Consider the following 14,498-nt stretch of genomic DNA (forward strand, 5'->3'; position numbering starts at 1 on the left):
CGGAACGGCGCCGCCTACAGGCGGTGTCCGGGGTGCAGTACCCGCACCCCGGAACTCTCGCCAGCGGCTAGGACGCCCCCAGCACCTCGCTCTCCAACCGGGCGTAGGAGGCCTCCATGCCGTCGGTCATGCCCGTGGCCAAGATCATGTCGCGCGTGGCGGCGTCCGGGTAGGTGACGACCAGCGACAGCAGCGTCCCACCCTGGCTGGGGGTGAGGGTCAACTCGTTGCGCGTCTGCGGGCCGTCCGTCCCGATCATCTGCTCGGTGGTGACTTCCCGGTGCGGGGACGCGGACTCGATCAGCGTCCCGGTGAACCCGAAGCGCTGCGAGCCGTCGTCGCTTTCCCACTCCTGGATGTAGGTGTCGCCCACCTTCTCCGCGACGACGCACACCGGCATCGTCCAGCCGTCGGGGCCCAGCAGCCAGCGCTTCATGAGATCGGGATCGTGATGGGCGCGCCACACCTGGGCGACGGAACCATGGATGACGCGAGTGATGCGGACCTGGGTGTCGCTCAGGATCTGCTTCTCGGTGCCCGCGCCGGCGGCGAACGAGGCCAGGACGGCGTCGATTTGGCTCATCGACTCCTGCAGGCCTCCCTCCATGCCCATCGCCACCACCTGTTCTAGCTGCTCTGCGCTGGCGAACGTCGACGTGACGGTGAGCCGAGACCCGGTGGGGGTTTCGTCGAAAGCGAACTCGGCGCGCATGACCGGCATGGACTCGACCGGGTTGCCCTCCAGGTCAGCGAAACCGTCGGTGACGACGAACTGGCGCGGCGCGTCCACGCTCTCCCACACCCAATACCCACCGTGCTGGTCGCCCTCGGGGCCGGTCATGGCGTAGTGGCTCCGCCCTCCGGCGAAGGCGTCGTGGCGGGTGAAGGTCGGCGGTCCCCAGAACTTCTCGATCTGCCGAGCATCCACGTAGGCGTCCCACAAGCGCTGCCGCGAGACGGCAAAGTCCGCAACGACGGTCAGCGTGAGCGCCTCGGCGTCACGGGTGAGGGAAGTGACAGGCATGGCGGTTCCTTTCGGTCATCCAACGCGGCGGTGCCGCTCAGGTGGCGGGGTGATGGCTGGGGAGCAACACTGGTTCACAGCAGCGAGGGCGCCCACCCCTCGGGGGCGGTGAGGTTCACCATCCATTCGATCCCAAACGCGTCCTTCACGTCCCCGTAGAACGAACCCCAGCCCTGCATGGCCAGCGGCACGCCAACGCTGCCCCCGACAGCCAGCGCCGCAAACCAGCCGACGACCGTGTCGGCGTCCTCAGCACCCTCGGCCATAAAGGCGAGGTAGACCCGCGTCCCGCCCCAGGTGTCCTCAGCGCCAGGCTGGGCGTCGGACGCCATGAGCGTGAAGCTGTCGCTGACCAGGCGCGCGTGCATGATGCCGTCGGCGGGCATATCGGGTACGCCCGTGTCACCGAAGGTGAGGTAGTTCACCTCGCCGCCGAAGATGCTGCGGTAGTGCTCGAACGCGGCACGAGTGCCACCGGAGAGGAAGTTCAGGTAGGGAACGAGACTGATGGACATGATTCCTCCGCTGAGGTGATGGGGACGCGTGGGCCGCGTCGCCGGTCACTCCAGGAGTTCCCACCGACACCTCACCAGGGCCCACGGTGCCGCAGGAACGCGACCACTGTCGGACGCGGACGCCGGGATCGCTAGCCTGGTCCGGTGACCAGACGAGGCTCCGAATACACGGCGACGGTCCTGTCGCGCACCCTGATCGATCCGCAGCTGGCACGCCTGGAGCTAGGCGGGGAGGGCCTAGCAGAGTTCGCGTCCACGAACATCCCCGACGAATGGGTCGGCTTGGTGGTCCCAGGCCAGTTCCAGTCGCGCTACTACACGGTGCGTTCGTGGGACGGCGTCCGCCTGGTGCTGGACGTGGTGTTGCACGCCAGCGGCCTGGTCACGCAGTGGGCTGCCGGGGATTGCGTCGGGGACAAGGTCACCCTGCAGCAGCCACAAGGCTCCTTCTCCGCGCCTGCGGACGCCGCCTGGGTCTGGCTCGTGGGCGACCTGACCGCGCTGCCCGCCATGGCCCGCATCGCCGCAACACTCGACCCGCAGATCGACCTGCGGGTGTGGGCCGAGGCCCCCGCCCCGATTCCGGGTTACTTCCCCGACGCGCTCACCGATACCGGACGGCTGACCTGGCTGGCGTCCGAGCCCGGCGGCAGCCGCCTCGCATCCGTGGTGGACGCGTTCGACTGGCCCCCCGGCGCGGGCCACTTCTGGATGGCTGGCGAGTCCGCCCAGATGCGCGCCATCCGTCGTCACCTCATGCGCGACCTCGCCGACGCGTCCTTCACCCACGACGTCATGGGGTATTGGCGCGACGCCGCCCGCGCCCCTCGCCGCGCCGCGGACCCGGGCCCGATCTATCGGGCAGGCAAAGCCGCGGGCAAGAGCGACGCCGAAATCTGGGCCGACTACGACGCCCAGCGCAGTTGAGCGCGCCTTCTGGCCGATGGCCTCTGTCCCAGCCAGCGGTCCGTTGTTGAGGAGGTGGAGCCTCAGCGAGTGACCTGCACGACGCCGTGAGCGCCACGTTCGGCGTCCACCATGATGTGGGAGACCACCGAATAGTGGCCCTCCTCGGGGAAGCTCAGCTCCACAAAACCGCCCTGGGCGGGCTGCAGCGGGAGCACTTGGGCACCGCCGTCAGAGCCTCCGAGAGCGGCCTTGCCGTGACGGAGCGTGTAGGTCCCTTCGGTCCACACGGTGTCGAATTGGCCGCCCACGATATGGAAGGCGCTCGCCCGGTTGGGGCCAGCGTCCAGAACCCAGAACCGGACACGCTCCCCCACCTTCGCGGCGAAGGGGGTGAGGTCGTACTGGTTGGCGATGCCGTTGAACACCACCCGGTCGGGACGCTCGGCGACGATCTTGTCCGAGTCCACTTCGCGGGCTTGCTGAGGGTCGGTCGCCGCGTTGGCCAGGTACACCTCACTTTGCACCAGCACATAGCTGCGATCGACCGGCTCCAGCCCGTCCGGCTCGATGACGACCGCCCCCGTCATGCCTGCGGCGATGTGCGTACTCATCGGCATGGTCGAGCAGTGGTACATCCAGATACCTGCCCGCTGCGCGGTGAACCGGTAGGAGAGGGTCTCGCCGGGCGCGATGGTGCGCATGGGCCGATCGGGTGCCAGGGCGCCCGCATGGAAATCGATCGAGTGGCCCATCGTGCCGTCGTTGACCAAGGTGATGTCGAAGACGTCGCCGACGCGTCCGTGCAAGGTCGGCCCCACTCCCGAGCCGTTGAAGGTCCAGCGCGTCTGCCACAACCCGGGGGCCACCTCGAGAGGGACCTCGGTGACGCGCAACGTGAGGGTGTGGACCCGCTCATCGGTCAGCGGCGCCAGCACCGGATCGATGGGGGCGCCCACGGCTCCCGCCGGGTTCGGGGGGATCGGCTGCCCGTCCCCGCCGGAATGCCCGCCGGTGGTGTGCTCGGAAGCCACGGGAGGGTTGCCGCCCTCCACGACCACCTGAAGCGTCATGCCCATCTGACGATGCCCCGGCACCGAGCAATACCCCTCCACGGAGGCGCCCATCACCCCGGCGTCCAGTTCGGCGCTTTGCCCGGGCGGGATCCGCGCGGTGCGGGTGTCACCGATGACGAGGTCGTGGGCGGTCGTCGGATCCTCGTTGTGCACGACGACGACGAGCCGGTCCCCGGGCGGGACGACGACCCGGTTGGGGGTGAACGTCATCCCGCGGGCGGTCACCTCGACGCGGGTCGTGTTGCCGGTGGGTGCCACGGCGACGCTGGACGCGGGGGTCGACGGCGCGACACCGGCGGACGCGGGATCGACGGCCACCCCGACGGTCACCGCGAGCACGAGCACGGCGACGCCCGCGACGGCCTGGTTCATGGACCATGGTGTGCGCTCGGGTACCTCTGGGGGTTCTTCGTGTGCCAGGAGCGCGCGCCGCATGCGTGCGGACGCCTTCGCGCCGCCCAGGAGCAGCGGAATGAACGACGCCAGTGCCACCAAGACGACCAGCGACGTGGTGACTTTCACCCAGGACGCGACGGGCATCAAGAAGAGCAGAAGCCCGGCGTTGATCACGATCAGCCGGACGCCCGCGAACCGGTCGAACCAGGCGGCGCCCGCTCGGACGACCGACGGCCCTCCCCCCATCACGGACGGGATGAGGTAGGACAGCGCGCCCGACAGTAGTTGGGCTGCGAACCCGACGGCGAAGACTCCCGCAACCGTGGGGATCGTGTCGGCCAGGTCCGCCCAGGTGGGTGTGGTGGCGAGGAGCCATCCCGTCCACACCAGGCCGACGGCCGCCCAGATCAGGGCCGCGAGGACCGAGGCGGGGGCGAACTCGCGTAACCCGTGGGCGCGCAGCGGACGCACCAGGGCTCGCCCCCACCAGACCAGTCCGGCCGTGTAGCCGACCAGCCCGGCCAAGGCCAGCGGCGTCCATCCCAGCAGCGCCCCGGCAACCAGGACGGTGAGGCCACCTAGTTGGATCGGCAGCGCTTGTCGCGCGAGCATTTCGGCGCGGTCGTCCATGCGGGTGCGCAGCATGGTGGGCCAGAACGTGACGAGTGTTCCGGTGACGGTGAGGCCGACCCAGCCAAGCAGGTTGGCGCCCATGTGGGCGATGAGGAGGCGTCCCTTCCACTCCTCCGGCAGTCCGAACGCGAGCGCGGCCCCGAACCCCGCCCCCACGGGCAGGCAGAGGGCCGCAGCCACGTACGTCCGGGTCACGATGCGGAACCGGCTGGGCAGCGCCGCACGCAGCACAGCGACCAGGTGCACGGCATGCCACACCACGGCTCCAGCCACGGCGGTGGCCCCCACGACCACGAGCGGCCAGGCCGTCAGCGGAACCCCGAGGAACACCAGCACCGACCCGACGGCCAGCAAAGCGACCCGCGCGTCTTGACGTCGGCGGCCTGCGTCGTCGGGGACGGTGTGCAGCAGCGTGTGCGCGAAGTGCTCGCTCCACACGAGCGCCGAATGGGTCAGCGCCCCCAACAGCACGAGGTGGATCATCAGCCAGGTGGCGCTCGGAACCCAGCGGTGCACGAGGGAGACCGCGACGGCGGCCAGGAGCCAGCCGACGGCGATCTGGTCGCGGAGGCGACGCGAGCGCGGGCGCGATGGCGTGCCGGATGCTGCCCTCATGCCCGGACCGCGCTGAGGAACGCCGTCACGACGAAGGTAAGCAAAGACAGCACGGTGATCACTGATCCGATCTGCCAGGCAAGTCCCCGGCCCAGGGCGTCCCCGAGGACGCGCACCAACAGTCCCATATGCAGCAGGGCTAGTGGCAGCCACATCGCGGGGCGGTAAGGAAGTGGCCGTCCGAGGACGGCAGGAAAGATGAGGGGGGCGTGCGCCATGATCATGGAGACGCCGAATCCGAGGAACACGGCGTGGATCGCCACGTCGTAGACGGCATCGTTGAGGGGAACGCCGCCGATGAGCCAGACAAGACCTGCGACGCCAAGCCAGCCGTACCCCGCGAGCAGGGCGGCGCCGTTGTATCGGCGCAGGCCGTGGGTGCGCACCATGCGGCGGGCCACGTCGTCGCGCATCAGCCACGCTGCGGTGGCCAGCACCGCCAGACCGAAGATGCGGCTTCCCACCGCGGGCCACAGCAGCGTCGCGGCTGCGCCTCCCACGAGCGCGGACGCTAATCCGACCAGCCGGGGCACGGCCCGGGAGCCGAGGGAAAGCTGGGCCAATTCGGCGCGTTCGGCTGCAATGGTCACGACGAGGAACGCCTCCAGCAGCGTCAAGATGGAGAAGACATCGACGCTCAGCCACAGGAACGCCGCCACCAGGGCAGGCACGGTGGAGAGCACCTGAACGGCGACGAGCGGGAGTGGGGCGCGTCGCCACAACGCGAGGTAGACCAGCGCGAAGGCGAGGCAGCCCTCGATCAGGAGGAGTTGTCCCAGCAGGTGCGCTCCGGCGGCGAGGGCGATCCCTCCGCAACCGAGCAGCGCGGGGGCGAGGTAGGCCCAGCTTTGACGCAGCGCCTGGGCACGCTCCAAGGAGATGAGGGTGCCCATGAAACCGAGCGTCATCACCATGCCGTGCACCTGGGGCAGGTGTACCGCGGGGACGGGGGCCCAGACGCCGACCGCTACGAGGGCGGCGTCCAGACCCGCCAGGAGGCAAACCCCTCCCAGGGCAAGCAACGCGACGCGAGGCAGCGGTGTGGTCACGGCGCGTGGTGTGGACTGCGGTGGAGCGGGGACTAGACGCGCGTGAAGGTGAGCGTCCACGCCTCGGGTCCGCGTTCGCGGTAGCCGATTTCGATGGCGTCGCCGTAGGCCTCGCGGATCTGGGCCAGCAGCGGCAGCGGGTCGTGGGGGGCGATCAGGGCCATGGCGCGTCCGGGCGTCAGGGAGGCGAGGGAACCCAGGATGGCGGCGTGACGGATCGCGTGGGGGATCGTCCGGGCGTCCAGGACGGGAAGGTCCTCATCGTGGTGTCCGCAACCGCAGGTGGGGCGTTCGACGAGGGGCAGGTCGCTCATGGGTCATCTCTTTTCTCGATAGGCGAGTGTGGTCGGCCCCGGTGAGTCCAGGCGGGGCCGACCCGCCCCACCATTGTTACATAGCCATATGTATTTAATCTACTAGAGTGGGTCCCATGACGCCCCCCCGCCTCGGCCCGGCGCGCACCCACGCCTCACCGCTCCCCCCTGCCCGCGCCCGGGTGGCTGCGGCGGTGGCTGACCTTGGCCCTGGCGTCCCGCTCAGCGGGCTGGTCGACCGCCTTGGCGGGCATCCGAACGCGACGCGCGCCCACCTGGAGGCGCTGCAGGTGGCGGGTTTCGCCACGGCGACCCCCTTACCGAGCGAAGGTCGCGGACGCCCCGCCCTGGGCTACACGCTCACCGCGTCCGGCCAGGCGGCGCTGCGCGGGGATCCCACGGTGACCGCCTACGCCGAACTGGTGGGCGCTCTGGCTGCTCACCTGGACCACGAGCCGGACGCCGCCGCCCAGGCGCGCGCGATCGGCCAGACGTGGGGGCACGCCAAGACCCGTCACGCCACCCCTGATGACGCCATACGTCTGCTGAGCGATCTCGGATTCTCCCCCGCCGTCGAGGGGCGCACCGTCTGGCTGGGCACCTGCCCGCTCCTGGACGCCGCCCAAGAGCACCCCGACGTGGTCTGCGCCGTTCACGCGGGCCTGGTGCAGGCGACCTCGGGGGACGCCGACGCCGAGCTAGCCCCGTTCGCCGTCCCAGGTGCTTGCAGGATCCGCTTCACGCACTGACCCCGGCTCGTCGCCGGTGGCTCTCACGGGCCACGCCACCAGCGCAACCGCCGACAGCAGCAGCCCCGCACCGAGGACGCCGGCCGCCCCGAGCCGCTCCCCCAACACGAGCGCCGCGAGGATCGCGCCGGTGACCGGCTCCAGCAAGGCGACCAGGACACCCGTGGTCGAGCTTTGGGAGCCCAGCCCCACGAAGAAGGCTGCATAGGCCAGCGCGGAGGGGATCAACCCGAGCAGCAGCACCCAGGTGACGGCCTCGGGGGCGGGGGCGAAGACGACCGGGCCGCCCAAGAGCCCGGCCACCGCCAGCACGGCACTCCCGCCGAGCAGGAACGACCCGGCGGTGCCAGTGATGGTGTCAAAGTCGGGCTCAGGCCGCGCCCCCAGCAAGCTGATGAGGGCGAAGGCGGCACCCGCGATGACGGCCAAACCACAGCCCAGCAGTGCGTCAGCGGGAGCGATCCCGGCGGGCGGCGTCCCCATGAACAGCACGAGCCCCACCGCCGTGCAGCCCAGGGCGGCCAGCAGCCTGGGACGCAGCCGCTGGCGCCCGGTAGCCAGGTCGGCACCGAGCACGAACACCGGGGAGGAGCCGATCGCGACCAGCGTGGCGACCGAGACCCCCACCGTCCCTACGGCGCTGAAGAACGCCCACTGGTAGACCGCGGACGCCGCCCCCACGGCGATCAGGCGGGTCCACCCCGGTCGCGTCTGGGGTGGGCGGAATCGGCGCAGCACGCACGCGAGCACGCCCAGCAGGACACCACCCACGAGGATCCGGTAGCCCGCCACCGACAGGAACGGCAGCCCGGTGGCGGCGACGAGCAGCGTCCCGAGCGTCCCGGAGGTGCCCCAGGCCACCCCGGCGACGATCAGGGCGATCATGCCCCCAGCGGGGGTGCGCCGCGCGTCCAGCATCGCGCCTAGAGCACGTCGCCGGGGGCGTAGACGGCACCCTCAGGATGGGCGGCGGCCAGTTCGGCGACCCGGGCGGCCAGGGCGTCCACCTGGGCGGCGGCCGATCCGGTGAGTTCGAGGGGGTTCGCGACGGCGGCGTCCAGCACCTCGCGGGAGACGCCCAGGCGCGGGTCGGCGGCGAGCCGATCGAACAGGTCGTTGTCTTTGCGGCCGGTGCGGCGCATCTCCAAGGCGACGGCGACGGCGTGCTCCTTGATGGCCTCGTGGGCTTCCTCGCGTCCCACGCCGTGCTGGACGGCGGCCATGAGCACCTTGGTGGTGGTCAGGAACGGCAGGTAGCGCTGGAGTTCGGCCTCGATGACAGCCGTGAACGCCCCGAACTCGCCCAGCACGGTCAGGAACGTCTCGAACAGCCCGTCCAGGGCGAAGAAGGCGTCGGGCAGGGCGACGCGGCGCACCACCGAGCAGGACACGTCGCCTTCGTTCCACTGATCCCCGGCGAGCTCGCCGACCATGGACAGGTAGCCGCGCAGCACCACCGACAGGCCGTTGACGCGCTCGCACGAGCGGGTGTTCATCTTGTGCGGCATCGCCGAGGAACCGACCTGGCCCTCCTTGAACCCTTCGGTGACCAGTTCGGCTCCGGCCATGAGCCGGATCGAGGTGGCGACGTTGGAGGGGGCGGCGGCAGTCTGTACGAGGGCGGCCAGCACGTCGAAGTCCAGCGAGCGCGGGTACACCTGGCCGGTGGACGTGAGCACCCGGGTGAACCCGAGGTGGGCGGCGACCCGGCGTTCGAGTTCGACGAGCTTGGCGGCGTCCCCGCCGAGCAGGTCAAGCATGTCCTGGGCAGTACCGACGGGGCCCTTAATGCCACGGGCCGGGTAGCGGCCGATCAGCTCGTCGACCCGCTCGTAGGCGACCAGTAGTTCGTCGGCGGCGGTCGCGAACCGCTTACCGAGGGTCGTCATCTGGGCGGCCACGTTGTGGGAGCGCCCGGCGATGGGCTGGTCGCGGTACTGCACCGCGAGCCGAGCGAGAGAAACCAGCACGGTCACGATGCGTTCGCGGACCAGCTTCAGCGAACTGAGCGCCTGGTACTGCTCAATGTTCTCGGTGAGGTCGCGCGAGGTCATCCCCTTGTGGACGTGCTCGTGACCGGCGAGCGCGTTGAACTCCTCGATACGGGCCTTCACGTCGTGGCGGGTGACGCGCTCCCGGGCCGCGATGGAGTCCAGGTCGACCTGCTCCAGGACGCGGTAGTAGTCGGCCAGCACGGCGTCGGGATCGTCCCCGCCGAAGTCCACCCCGAGGTCACGCTGGGCCTCCAGTACGGCCAGCCACAGCCGCCGCTCGGCGACGATCTTGGCTTGCGGGCTCCACAGCTCCCGCATCGCGGGCGACGCGTAGCGGCTGGCGAGCACGTTGGGGACGGTCATCGGTTCTCCTTGCACGGCTGACGGCAACGCCGTCATTGTCCCACGCCGCTCGACGCGGTGGCATCTCGCCCCAGACGTGGCCAACCCCGGCGTCGAGCGACCTGCTGTGCCGGCCCCGGAGCGGTGATACTCGGTGAAAACAACACGAATCCCGAACTTCGCAATGCACAGAAAGGACCAGCACCTCGAAGTAGTCGGGCCATTCCGAGTCGACTCATTCATCATGCGCCAGAAACCATCCTTAACACGCCTCAGTACAGCCCAGATACGCGACGCACCATCCCCCAAGGAGGCGACCCCGATGAAGACCATGCTCACGTTCACCCATCTCGCGCTGGTCGGCATGGTGTTCTCTCTTGCCCCGCCCCTCGCCCTGGGCCTACGGCGGGGGTGGCTGGAGTGCCCCTCTCTGCGAGGAACTAAAATAGCCTCATGCCCCAGAGGAGAATAGTCGTCGAGTTCGATCAGGATCCCACGGCCAACGCAGCAGCGATCACATTCGACACTTTGCCACCCACCCGCAACCTCGAACAGTACGTCATCGAGAATGCAGTAGGGGATATCATCGCCAGCATCACGTTTTCCCCTTCCGGCGCATTGTTCCAAGTTGAACTACTCGATGCGGAACGACAGATCCCCGACTCCTTGCGTTGACACAACCAACGGACACCGAAAAGCACGCACGTTCAGGGCCATCGAGGCGCGCAGGGCTCTCCGTACCCGAGCGCCGGTCCGATGCGCGTAGCGACGCTCAGGTGGCTGCACCGCCTCGCCGACATTCAAGCCCACGGCGGTCGCCGCAGTGGCCACCCGTAGAGCCATGCGCCGGCCCTCTTCTGCCCACGGTCACCCGTCTGGGTGAGCGTGCCCGGTTGCCTCACGCGACGCGACGCGCAACGCTGGCTGGGCAGACCTTCCGCGTCCCGGCGCGGACTTCCCTTTCAGGAGCACTCATGTCGCGCCGCCGTGCCGCCGTCGTCTTGGCCCTCGTGCCGCTGCTCGCCGCGTGCGCCACCCTGCCACCGCAGGCGGCCGTGGCTCCGACCACTCCGGCCGTTGCCTCGTCTCCTCTGGCGGCACCGCAGGCAACTGTCGAAGAGTTCCCTGCACCGCTGCCTGCTCCGGCTTCGTCGTCGGCCACCGCGGCACCCAGCGCCACCGCACAACCCGCCGCCACCAGCGCGAAGCCCTCCGCCACCGCGAAACCCTCGGCCACCGCGACCGCGAAGGCTTCGGCCACACCGAAGGCCTCCGCCTCCGTCGCCCCCAAGAAGAGCCCCTCGGCCCCAGTGGACGCGTCGGCGTGCACGGGCACCACCTTGGCGCTCAACGCGAAGGGGGATTGCGTCGCTGTGGCACAGAAGTTGCTTTCCGCAGCGCAGGTGCTGAGCGGATCGGCGAACGGGACGTTCGCGCAGTCCACCGCCAACGCCGTGTTGAACTACCAACGCTCCCGCGGCCTGACCGACAACGCGGTCATCGGCCCCGAGGTGTGGGCGGCACTCACTGCGGGCAAGCCAGCCCAGGCCGGTGCCCCCGCCGCCTGCTCAGCTTCCGGGGTGGTGTTGTGCGCCAGCAAGGGCGCCCGCACCCTGACGCTGCTGCGCGACGGGCAGGCCGTCAAGACGATCAACGTCCGCTTCGGCGGCATGACCCGCGACGACAATGGCAAACTGCGGATCTTTCCGACCGTCAGCGGCAAATACAGCGTGTACGCCAAGGACGCGAAGGCGTTCTCGGATCGCTGGGAATCCTCCATGCCTTACTCGATCAAGTTCAACCCGAACATGTATGTGCACTACTCGGGCGACTTCGCCAAGCGCGGCTACGCCGGCTCGAGCCACGGCTGCATCAACGTCGGCAACCTGAACGACGCGAAGTGGTTCTTCGACAACACCCCGGTCGGAGCCAAGGTCGTCGTCTACTAGCGGCCATGCACACGCTCGTCCGTCTCGGGCTGGCCGGAGGCGCCGTCGCGGCGGGGACCGGCGCGGCGATCGCGCTCGTGCTGGGGCAACGGCCCCGTCCGGTCACCCCGACGCCGTCCGCACCGGCCACCGAGTCGGTAGCGACCGACGCCTACTCGCCGAGCAACCCGACGCCGACCTGCCCCGACGGCTCGTCCGTGTTCGTGTACGGGCGCACCGATGCGGCCGCCGGCGCCCGGTATCAGGCCGTCGGGTTCCGCAACTGCGGTCGTCCGGAGACTCTGCGCCTGGACCAGTTGCCCGACATGGCGGTGACGAACCGCGACGGAACCCTGGGTGCCCCCGTGGTCACCCGTCAGTTGCGCGCCTCGGTGGACGTGAAGCCGGGCGAAACGGCCTGGTTCCTGTTCAAGTACCGGGGCGGGGGCAGCTCCGAGGAGCCCGGGCAGCGGGCGGCGACGGTGACCTTCACCCTCCCCGGCCTCGGCGCGGGCGTCCTGGAGGGCACCACGGATCTCGCACCCGACTCGCCGGTCACGCTGCGCGGCTGGTCGCTCGACCCGAGCGACGCCGTCAACGGCTGACCCCGCCGACGCCCCTCCTCCCCGCCGACGACGTCGAGTTACTGCGCCGACGACTTCGAGTTACGCCGCCGAGGACTTCGAGTTAACCCGCCGAGAACTTCGCGTGTCGGCGTCCAAGGGCTCAGTGGCCCAGCTCGCGCCAACTCTTCTCGGAGACCTCGATGCCGTGCTTCTTCGCGGCCGCGAGCAGGCGCTTCCACGCGGTATCGCGCTCTGCGTCCGTCACGTCCTCGACCTGATCGAAGCGGGCGATCGCGTTGCGGATGTGGCTGTCGTCCTCCATGGGGAGCTTGCGCTGCTTCTCGAAGGCGAAGGCGGAATCGGGAAGATCGTCGCGCTCTTCTTCGTCCAGTCGTGCCATGATCACTGCCTCCTCGGGGTTCGGAGTGTTCACCATCGAGTGTGCCACCAGGAGGGCGCGTCCGAAAGCGCACGTCACGAGTTCAGGCGTGCCGCCGAAGTCCTCGGCGGCGTAACCCGAAGTCCTCGGCGCGGTAACCCGAAGTCCTCGGCGGGGGGAGCCGAAGTCCTCGGCGGGGTCAGGTGAGCAGGCCCGGGAGCGGGGTGACCGCGGGGGCCGGGTCGTGCGGGAGGCGGCTCATCAGCGCCGTGTCGTAGCGGACGCCGTCGTACTCGAGCTCGTCGCGCATGATGCCCTCCCGGATGAAGCCCGCGCGCTCCGCGACGCGCTGCGACGCCGGATTGTTGAGGCGGTGCGCCAGCTCCAGCCGGTGGATGTTCTGGGCGAACAGCCAGTCGGCCAGCGCGACCGTCGCGCGCGTCGCCAGGCCGACTCCGCGGCCCGACGTCAGCAGCCAGTACGACACCCACGCGGTGCACATCGTGAGGTTCAGCGCCGCGGCGATCCCGCCCACCACGACGTCGTCGCCGTTCACGATGGCGAACGCGACGCGGTCGTCGTTGCCGGCGGTCTTGGCGATGTGGGCGTGGGCGTCCGAGATCGTCTCCAGCGGGGGCAGCTGCCGGGCGATGTCGATGTCGCCGGCCGCGGCATCCATCAGCACCTGGGCGTCATCGGCGCGCCAGGCGCGGAGCCGGTGGTTCGCCGCGCTCACAGCGCCGGCGTTTCGATCAGGCCGGCGGCGGCGCGCTCGGCGATGTCGCGGCGATGGAACAGCGAGGGTGCGTCCAGGTCGTCGATCGCCGCGTAGGCCGCCGCGCGGGCCTCCGAGAGGTCGGCGCCGCGGCCCACCGCGCCCAGCACGCGCCCGCCGGACGCCACCAGCACGTCGCCGTCGCGCCGCGTCCCGGCGTGGATCAGGTGCACGTCGCCGTCGTGGCCCTCGAGGCGCGGCCCGGCGATCGCGCCGCCGGTGCTCGGGGTGCCGGGGTAGCCCTCGGCCGCCAGGACGACGATCACCGCCGACCCCGGACGCCAGCGCAGCGGCGGCGCCTCGGCGAGCCGCCCGGTCGCCGCCGCGAGCAGCACCTCGCCCAGCGGCGAGTCCAGCAGCGACAGGACGGCCTGGGTTTCGGGGTCGCCGAAGCGGGCGTTGAACTCCACGACCCTCAGCCCGCGCGAGGTGAGCGCCAGGCCGGCGTACAGCAGGCCGGAGAAGGGGGTTCCGCGGCGGGCCATCTCGGCGATGGTCGGCTCCACCACCCGGGTCATGATCGCCTCGGTGAGGCCCTCGGGGGCCCACGGCAGGGGGGTGTAGGCGCCCATACCGCCCGTGTTGGGGCCAGTGTCGCCGTCGCCGACGCGCTTGAAGTCCTGGGCAGGTAGTAGCGGGAGCGCCGTGCGCCCGTCGGTGATCGCGAACAGGCTGACCTCGGGGCCGTCCAGGTACTCCTCGATCACCACCGGCAGGGCCTCGGCGGCGTGTGCGAGGGCGGCGTCCCGATCGTCGGTGACGATGACGCCCTTGCCCGCGGCCAGGCCGTCCTGCTTCACGACGTAGGTCGCGCCGAACTCGTCCAGGGCTGCCGCCGCCTCCTCCAGCGTGGTGCAGTAGCGCGACGCTGCGGTGGGCACCCCCGCTGCGGCCATGACGTCCTTGGCGAACTGCTTGGAACCTTCGATGACGGCCGCCTGAGCTGAAGGCCCAAAGGTCGCGATCCCCGCGTCACGAAGGGCGTCCGCGACACCGGCCACCAGGGGCGCCTCGGGGCCGATGACGACCAGGTCGGCGCCCAACTCGCGGGCCAAGGCGACCACAGCGGGGCCCGAGGTGGCGTCCACCGCGTGGTTGGTGGCCACCGCAGCCGTACCCGGGTTGCCGGGCGCACAGTGCAAGCCCACGACGGATGGATCGCGGCTCAACGCCAAGGCCAACGCATGCTCCCGTCCGCCGTTACCGAGCAGGAGGACAGTCATCTGGTGCATGCCGG

General features: G+C 70.2%; 15 protein-coding genes. 5 read left to right on the plus strand and 10 right to left on the minus strand.

The genetic code is table 11. The features are described from left to right. Positions 1 to 67: 67 nt before the first annotated feature. Both C1706_RS12580 and C1706_RS12585 read right to left on the minus strand, forming a co-directional pair. The gene (locus tag C1706_RS12580; protein ID WP_129459594.1) at positions 68 to 1,024 is read right to left on the minus strand and encodes an SRPBCC family protein; all 957 of its coding nucleotides are present in this window, start codon (positions 1,022 to 1,024) and stop codon (positions 68 to 70) included. Between the two features lie 74 nt (positions 1,025 to 1,098). After that, entirely contained in the window at positions 1,099 to 1,539 is a 441-nt protein-coding gene (locus C1706_RS12585) for a VOC family protein (RefSeq protein ID WP_129459595.1), read from the minus strand. A gap of 144 nt (positions 1,540 to 1,683) precedes the next feature. On the opposite strand from C1706_RS12585, the gene C1706_RS12590 reads away from it, so the two are divergent. After that, entirely contained in the window at positions 1,684 to 2,466 is a 783-nt protein-coding gene (locus tag C1706_RS12590; RefSeq protein ID WP_129459596.1) for a siderophore-interacting protein, read from the plus strand. Between the two features lie 62 nt (positions 2,467 to 2,528). Here C1706_RS12590 and C1706_RS12595 read toward each other — a convergent pair whose 3' ends face one another. From C1706_RS12595 to C1706_RS12605, 3 genes are read right to left on the minus strand one after another with little or no spacing between them, the layout of a single operon-like run. Continuing rightward, complete coding sequence (locus tag C1706_RS12595) at positions 2,529 to 5,165, minus strand: multicopper oxidase domain-containing protein (RefSeq protein WP_129459597.1); 2,637 nt, start codon at positions 5,163 to 5,165, stop codon at positions 2,529 to 2,531. Continuing rightward, positions 5,162 to 6,214, minus strand: coding sequence for a DUF8744 domain-containing protein (locus C1706_RS12600; RefSeq protein ID WP_180316868.1), 1,053 nt, complete (start codon positions 6,212 to 6,214; stop codon positions 5,162 to 5,164). Before C1706_RS12600 ends, C1706_RS12595 begins: the two co-directional genes overlap by 4 nt. Before the next feature lie 32 nt (positions 6,215 to 6,246). Continuing rightward, complete coding sequence (locus tag C1706_RS12605; protein WP_129459598.1) at positions 6,247 to 6,528, minus strand: DUF2249 domain-containing protein; 282 nt, start codon at positions 6,526 to 6,528, stop codon at positions 6,247 to 6,249. A gap of 116 nt (positions 6,529 to 6,644) precedes the next feature. On the opposite strand from C1706_RS12605, the gene C1706_RS12610 reads away from it, so the two are divergent. Continuing rightward, positions 6,645 to 7,277, plus strand: a complete 633-nt coding sequence (locus tag C1706_RS12610; RefSeq protein WP_129459599.1) for a helix-turn-helix transcriptional regulator — start codon at positions 6,645 to 6,647, stop codon at positions 7,275 to 7,277. Here the strand turns inward: C1706_RS12610 and C1706_RS12615 are convergent. Both C1706_RS12615 and purB read right to left on the minus strand, forming a co-directional pair. Next, positions 7,227 to 8,162, minus strand: coding sequence for a DMT family transporter (locus C1706_RS12615; RefSeq protein WP_164987556.1), 936 nt, complete (start codon positions 8,160 to 8,162; stop codon positions 7,227 to 7,229). The genes C1706_RS12610 and C1706_RS12615 overlap by 51 nt on opposite strands. 38 nt (positions 8,163 to 8,200) lie before the next feature. Next, positions 8,201 to 9,634: an adenylosuccinate lyase gene (gene purB, locus C1706_RS12620; protein WP_129459601.1), complete on the minus strand. Its 1,434-nt coding sequence runs from the start codon at positions 9,632 to 9,634 to the stop codon at positions 8,201 to 8,203. A gap of 432 nt (positions 9,635 to 10,066) precedes the next feature. On the opposite strand from purB, the gene C1706_RS12625 reads away from it, so the two are divergent. The 3 genes from C1706_RS12625 to C1706_RS12635 all read left to right on the plus strand — a co-directional run bounded on the left by C1706_RS12625 (position 10,067) and on the right by C1706_RS12635 (position 12,146). After that, entirely contained in the window at positions 10,067 to 10,288 is a 222-nt protein-coding gene (locus C1706_RS12625) for a hypothetical protein (RefSeq protein WP_129459602.1), read from the plus strand. Between the two features lie 299 nt (positions 10,289 to 10,587). Next, positions 10,588 to 11,562 carry a L,D-transpeptidase family protein gene (locus C1706_RS12630; RefSeq protein WP_129459603.1) on the plus strand — a complete coding sequence of 325 codons (975 nt, stop codon included), beginning with the start codon at positions 10,588 to 10,590 and terminating at the stop codon, positions 11,560 to 11,562. A gap of 5 nt (positions 11,563 to 11,567) precedes the next feature. Beyond that, positions 11,568 to 12,146, plus strand: coding sequence for a DUF4232 domain-containing protein (locus C1706_RS12635; protein WP_129459604.1), 579 nt, complete (start codon positions 11,568 to 11,570; stop codon positions 12,144 to 12,146). Positions 12,147 to 12,267: 121 nt separating this feature from the next. Here C1706_RS12635 and C1706_RS12640 read toward each other — a convergent pair whose 3' ends face one another. The 3 genes from C1706_RS12640 to purD all read right to left on the minus strand — a co-directional run bounded on the left by C1706_RS12640 (position 12,268) and on the right by purD (position 14,484). Further along, a complete protein-coding gene (locus C1706_RS12640; protein WP_129459605.1) occupies positions 12,268 to 12,507 on the minus strand; it encodes a DUF6582 domain-containing protein in 240 nt (79 codons plus the stop codon). Positions 12,508 to 12,685: 178 nt separating this feature from the next. Continuing rightward, the gene (locus tag C1706_RS12645) at positions 12,686 to 13,222 is read right to left on the minus strand and encodes a GNAT family N-acetyltransferase (RefSeq protein WP_129459606.1); all 537 of its coding nucleotides are present in this window, start codon (positions 13,220 to 13,222) and stop codon (positions 12,686 to 12,688) included. After that, complete coding sequence (gene purD / locus C1706_RS12650) at positions 13,219 to 14,484, minus strand: phosphoribosylamine--glycine ligase (RefSeq protein WP_129459639.1); 1,266 nt, start codon at positions 14,482 to 14,484, stop codon at positions 13,219 to 13,221. The genes C1706_RS12645 and purD overlap by 4 nt, the downstream gene beginning before the upstream one ends. Positions 14,485 to 14,498 lie beyond the last annotated feature (14 nt).

The organism is Propioniciclava flava (genome assembly GCF_004126535.1).
Taxonomy (GTDB): domain Bacteria; phylum Actinomycetota; class Actinomycetes; order Propionibacteriales; family Propionibacteriaceae; genus Propioniciclava; species Propioniciclava flava.

Excerpts from the sequence above, each read along its gene's own strand:
- C1706_RS12610 (WP_129459599.1), top strand. The coding sequence starts at position 6,645 with ATGACGCCCCCCCGCCTCGGCCCGGCGCGCACCCACGCCTCACCGCTC.
- purB (WP_129459601.1), bottom strand. The coding sequence starts at position 9,634 with ATGACCGTCCCCAACGTGCTCGCCAGCCGCTACGCGTCGCCCGCGATG.
- C1706_RS12605 (WP_129459598.1), bottom strand. The coding sequence starts at position 6,528 with ATGAGCGACCTGCCCCTCGTCGAACGCCCCACCTGCGGTTGCGGACAC.
- C1706_RS12595 (WP_129459597.1), bottom strand. The coding sequence starts at position 5,165 with ATGAGGGCAGCATCCGGCACGCCATCGCGCCCGCGCTCGCGTCGCCTC.
- C1706_RS12615 (WP_164987556.1), bottom strand. The coding sequence starts at position 8,162 with ATGATCGCCCTGATCGTCGCCGGGGTGGCCTGGGGCACCTCCGGGACG.
- C1706_RS12625 (WP_129459602.1), top strand. The coding sequence starts at position 10,067 with ATGCCCCAGAGGAGAATAGTCGTCGAGTTCGATCAGGATCCCACGGCC.
- purD (WP_129459639.1), bottom strand. The coding sequence starts at position 14,484 with ATGACTGTCCTCCTGCTCGGTAACGGCGGACGGGAGCATGCGTTGGCC.
- C1706_RS12630 (WP_129459603.1), top strand. The coding sequence starts at position 10,588 with ATGTCGCGCCGCCGTGCCGCCGTCGTCTTGGCCCTCGTGCCGCTGCTC.
- C1706_RS12635 (WP_129459604.1), top strand. The coding sequence starts at position 11,568 with ATGCACACGCTCGTCCGTCTCGGGCTGGCCGGAGGCGCCGTCGCGGCG.
- C1706_RS12585 (WP_129459595.1), bottom strand. The coding sequence starts at position 1,539 with ATGTCCATCAGTCTCGTTCCCTACCTGAACTTCCTCTCCGGTGGCACT.
- C1706_RS12640 (WP_129459605.1), bottom strand. The coding sequence starts at position 12,507 with ATGGCACGACTGGACGAAGAAGAGCGCGACGATCTTCCCGATTCCGCC.
- C1706_RS12580 (WP_129459594.1), bottom strand. The coding sequence starts at position 1,024 with ATGCCTGTCACTTCCCTCACCCGTGACGCCGAGGCGCTCACGCTGACC.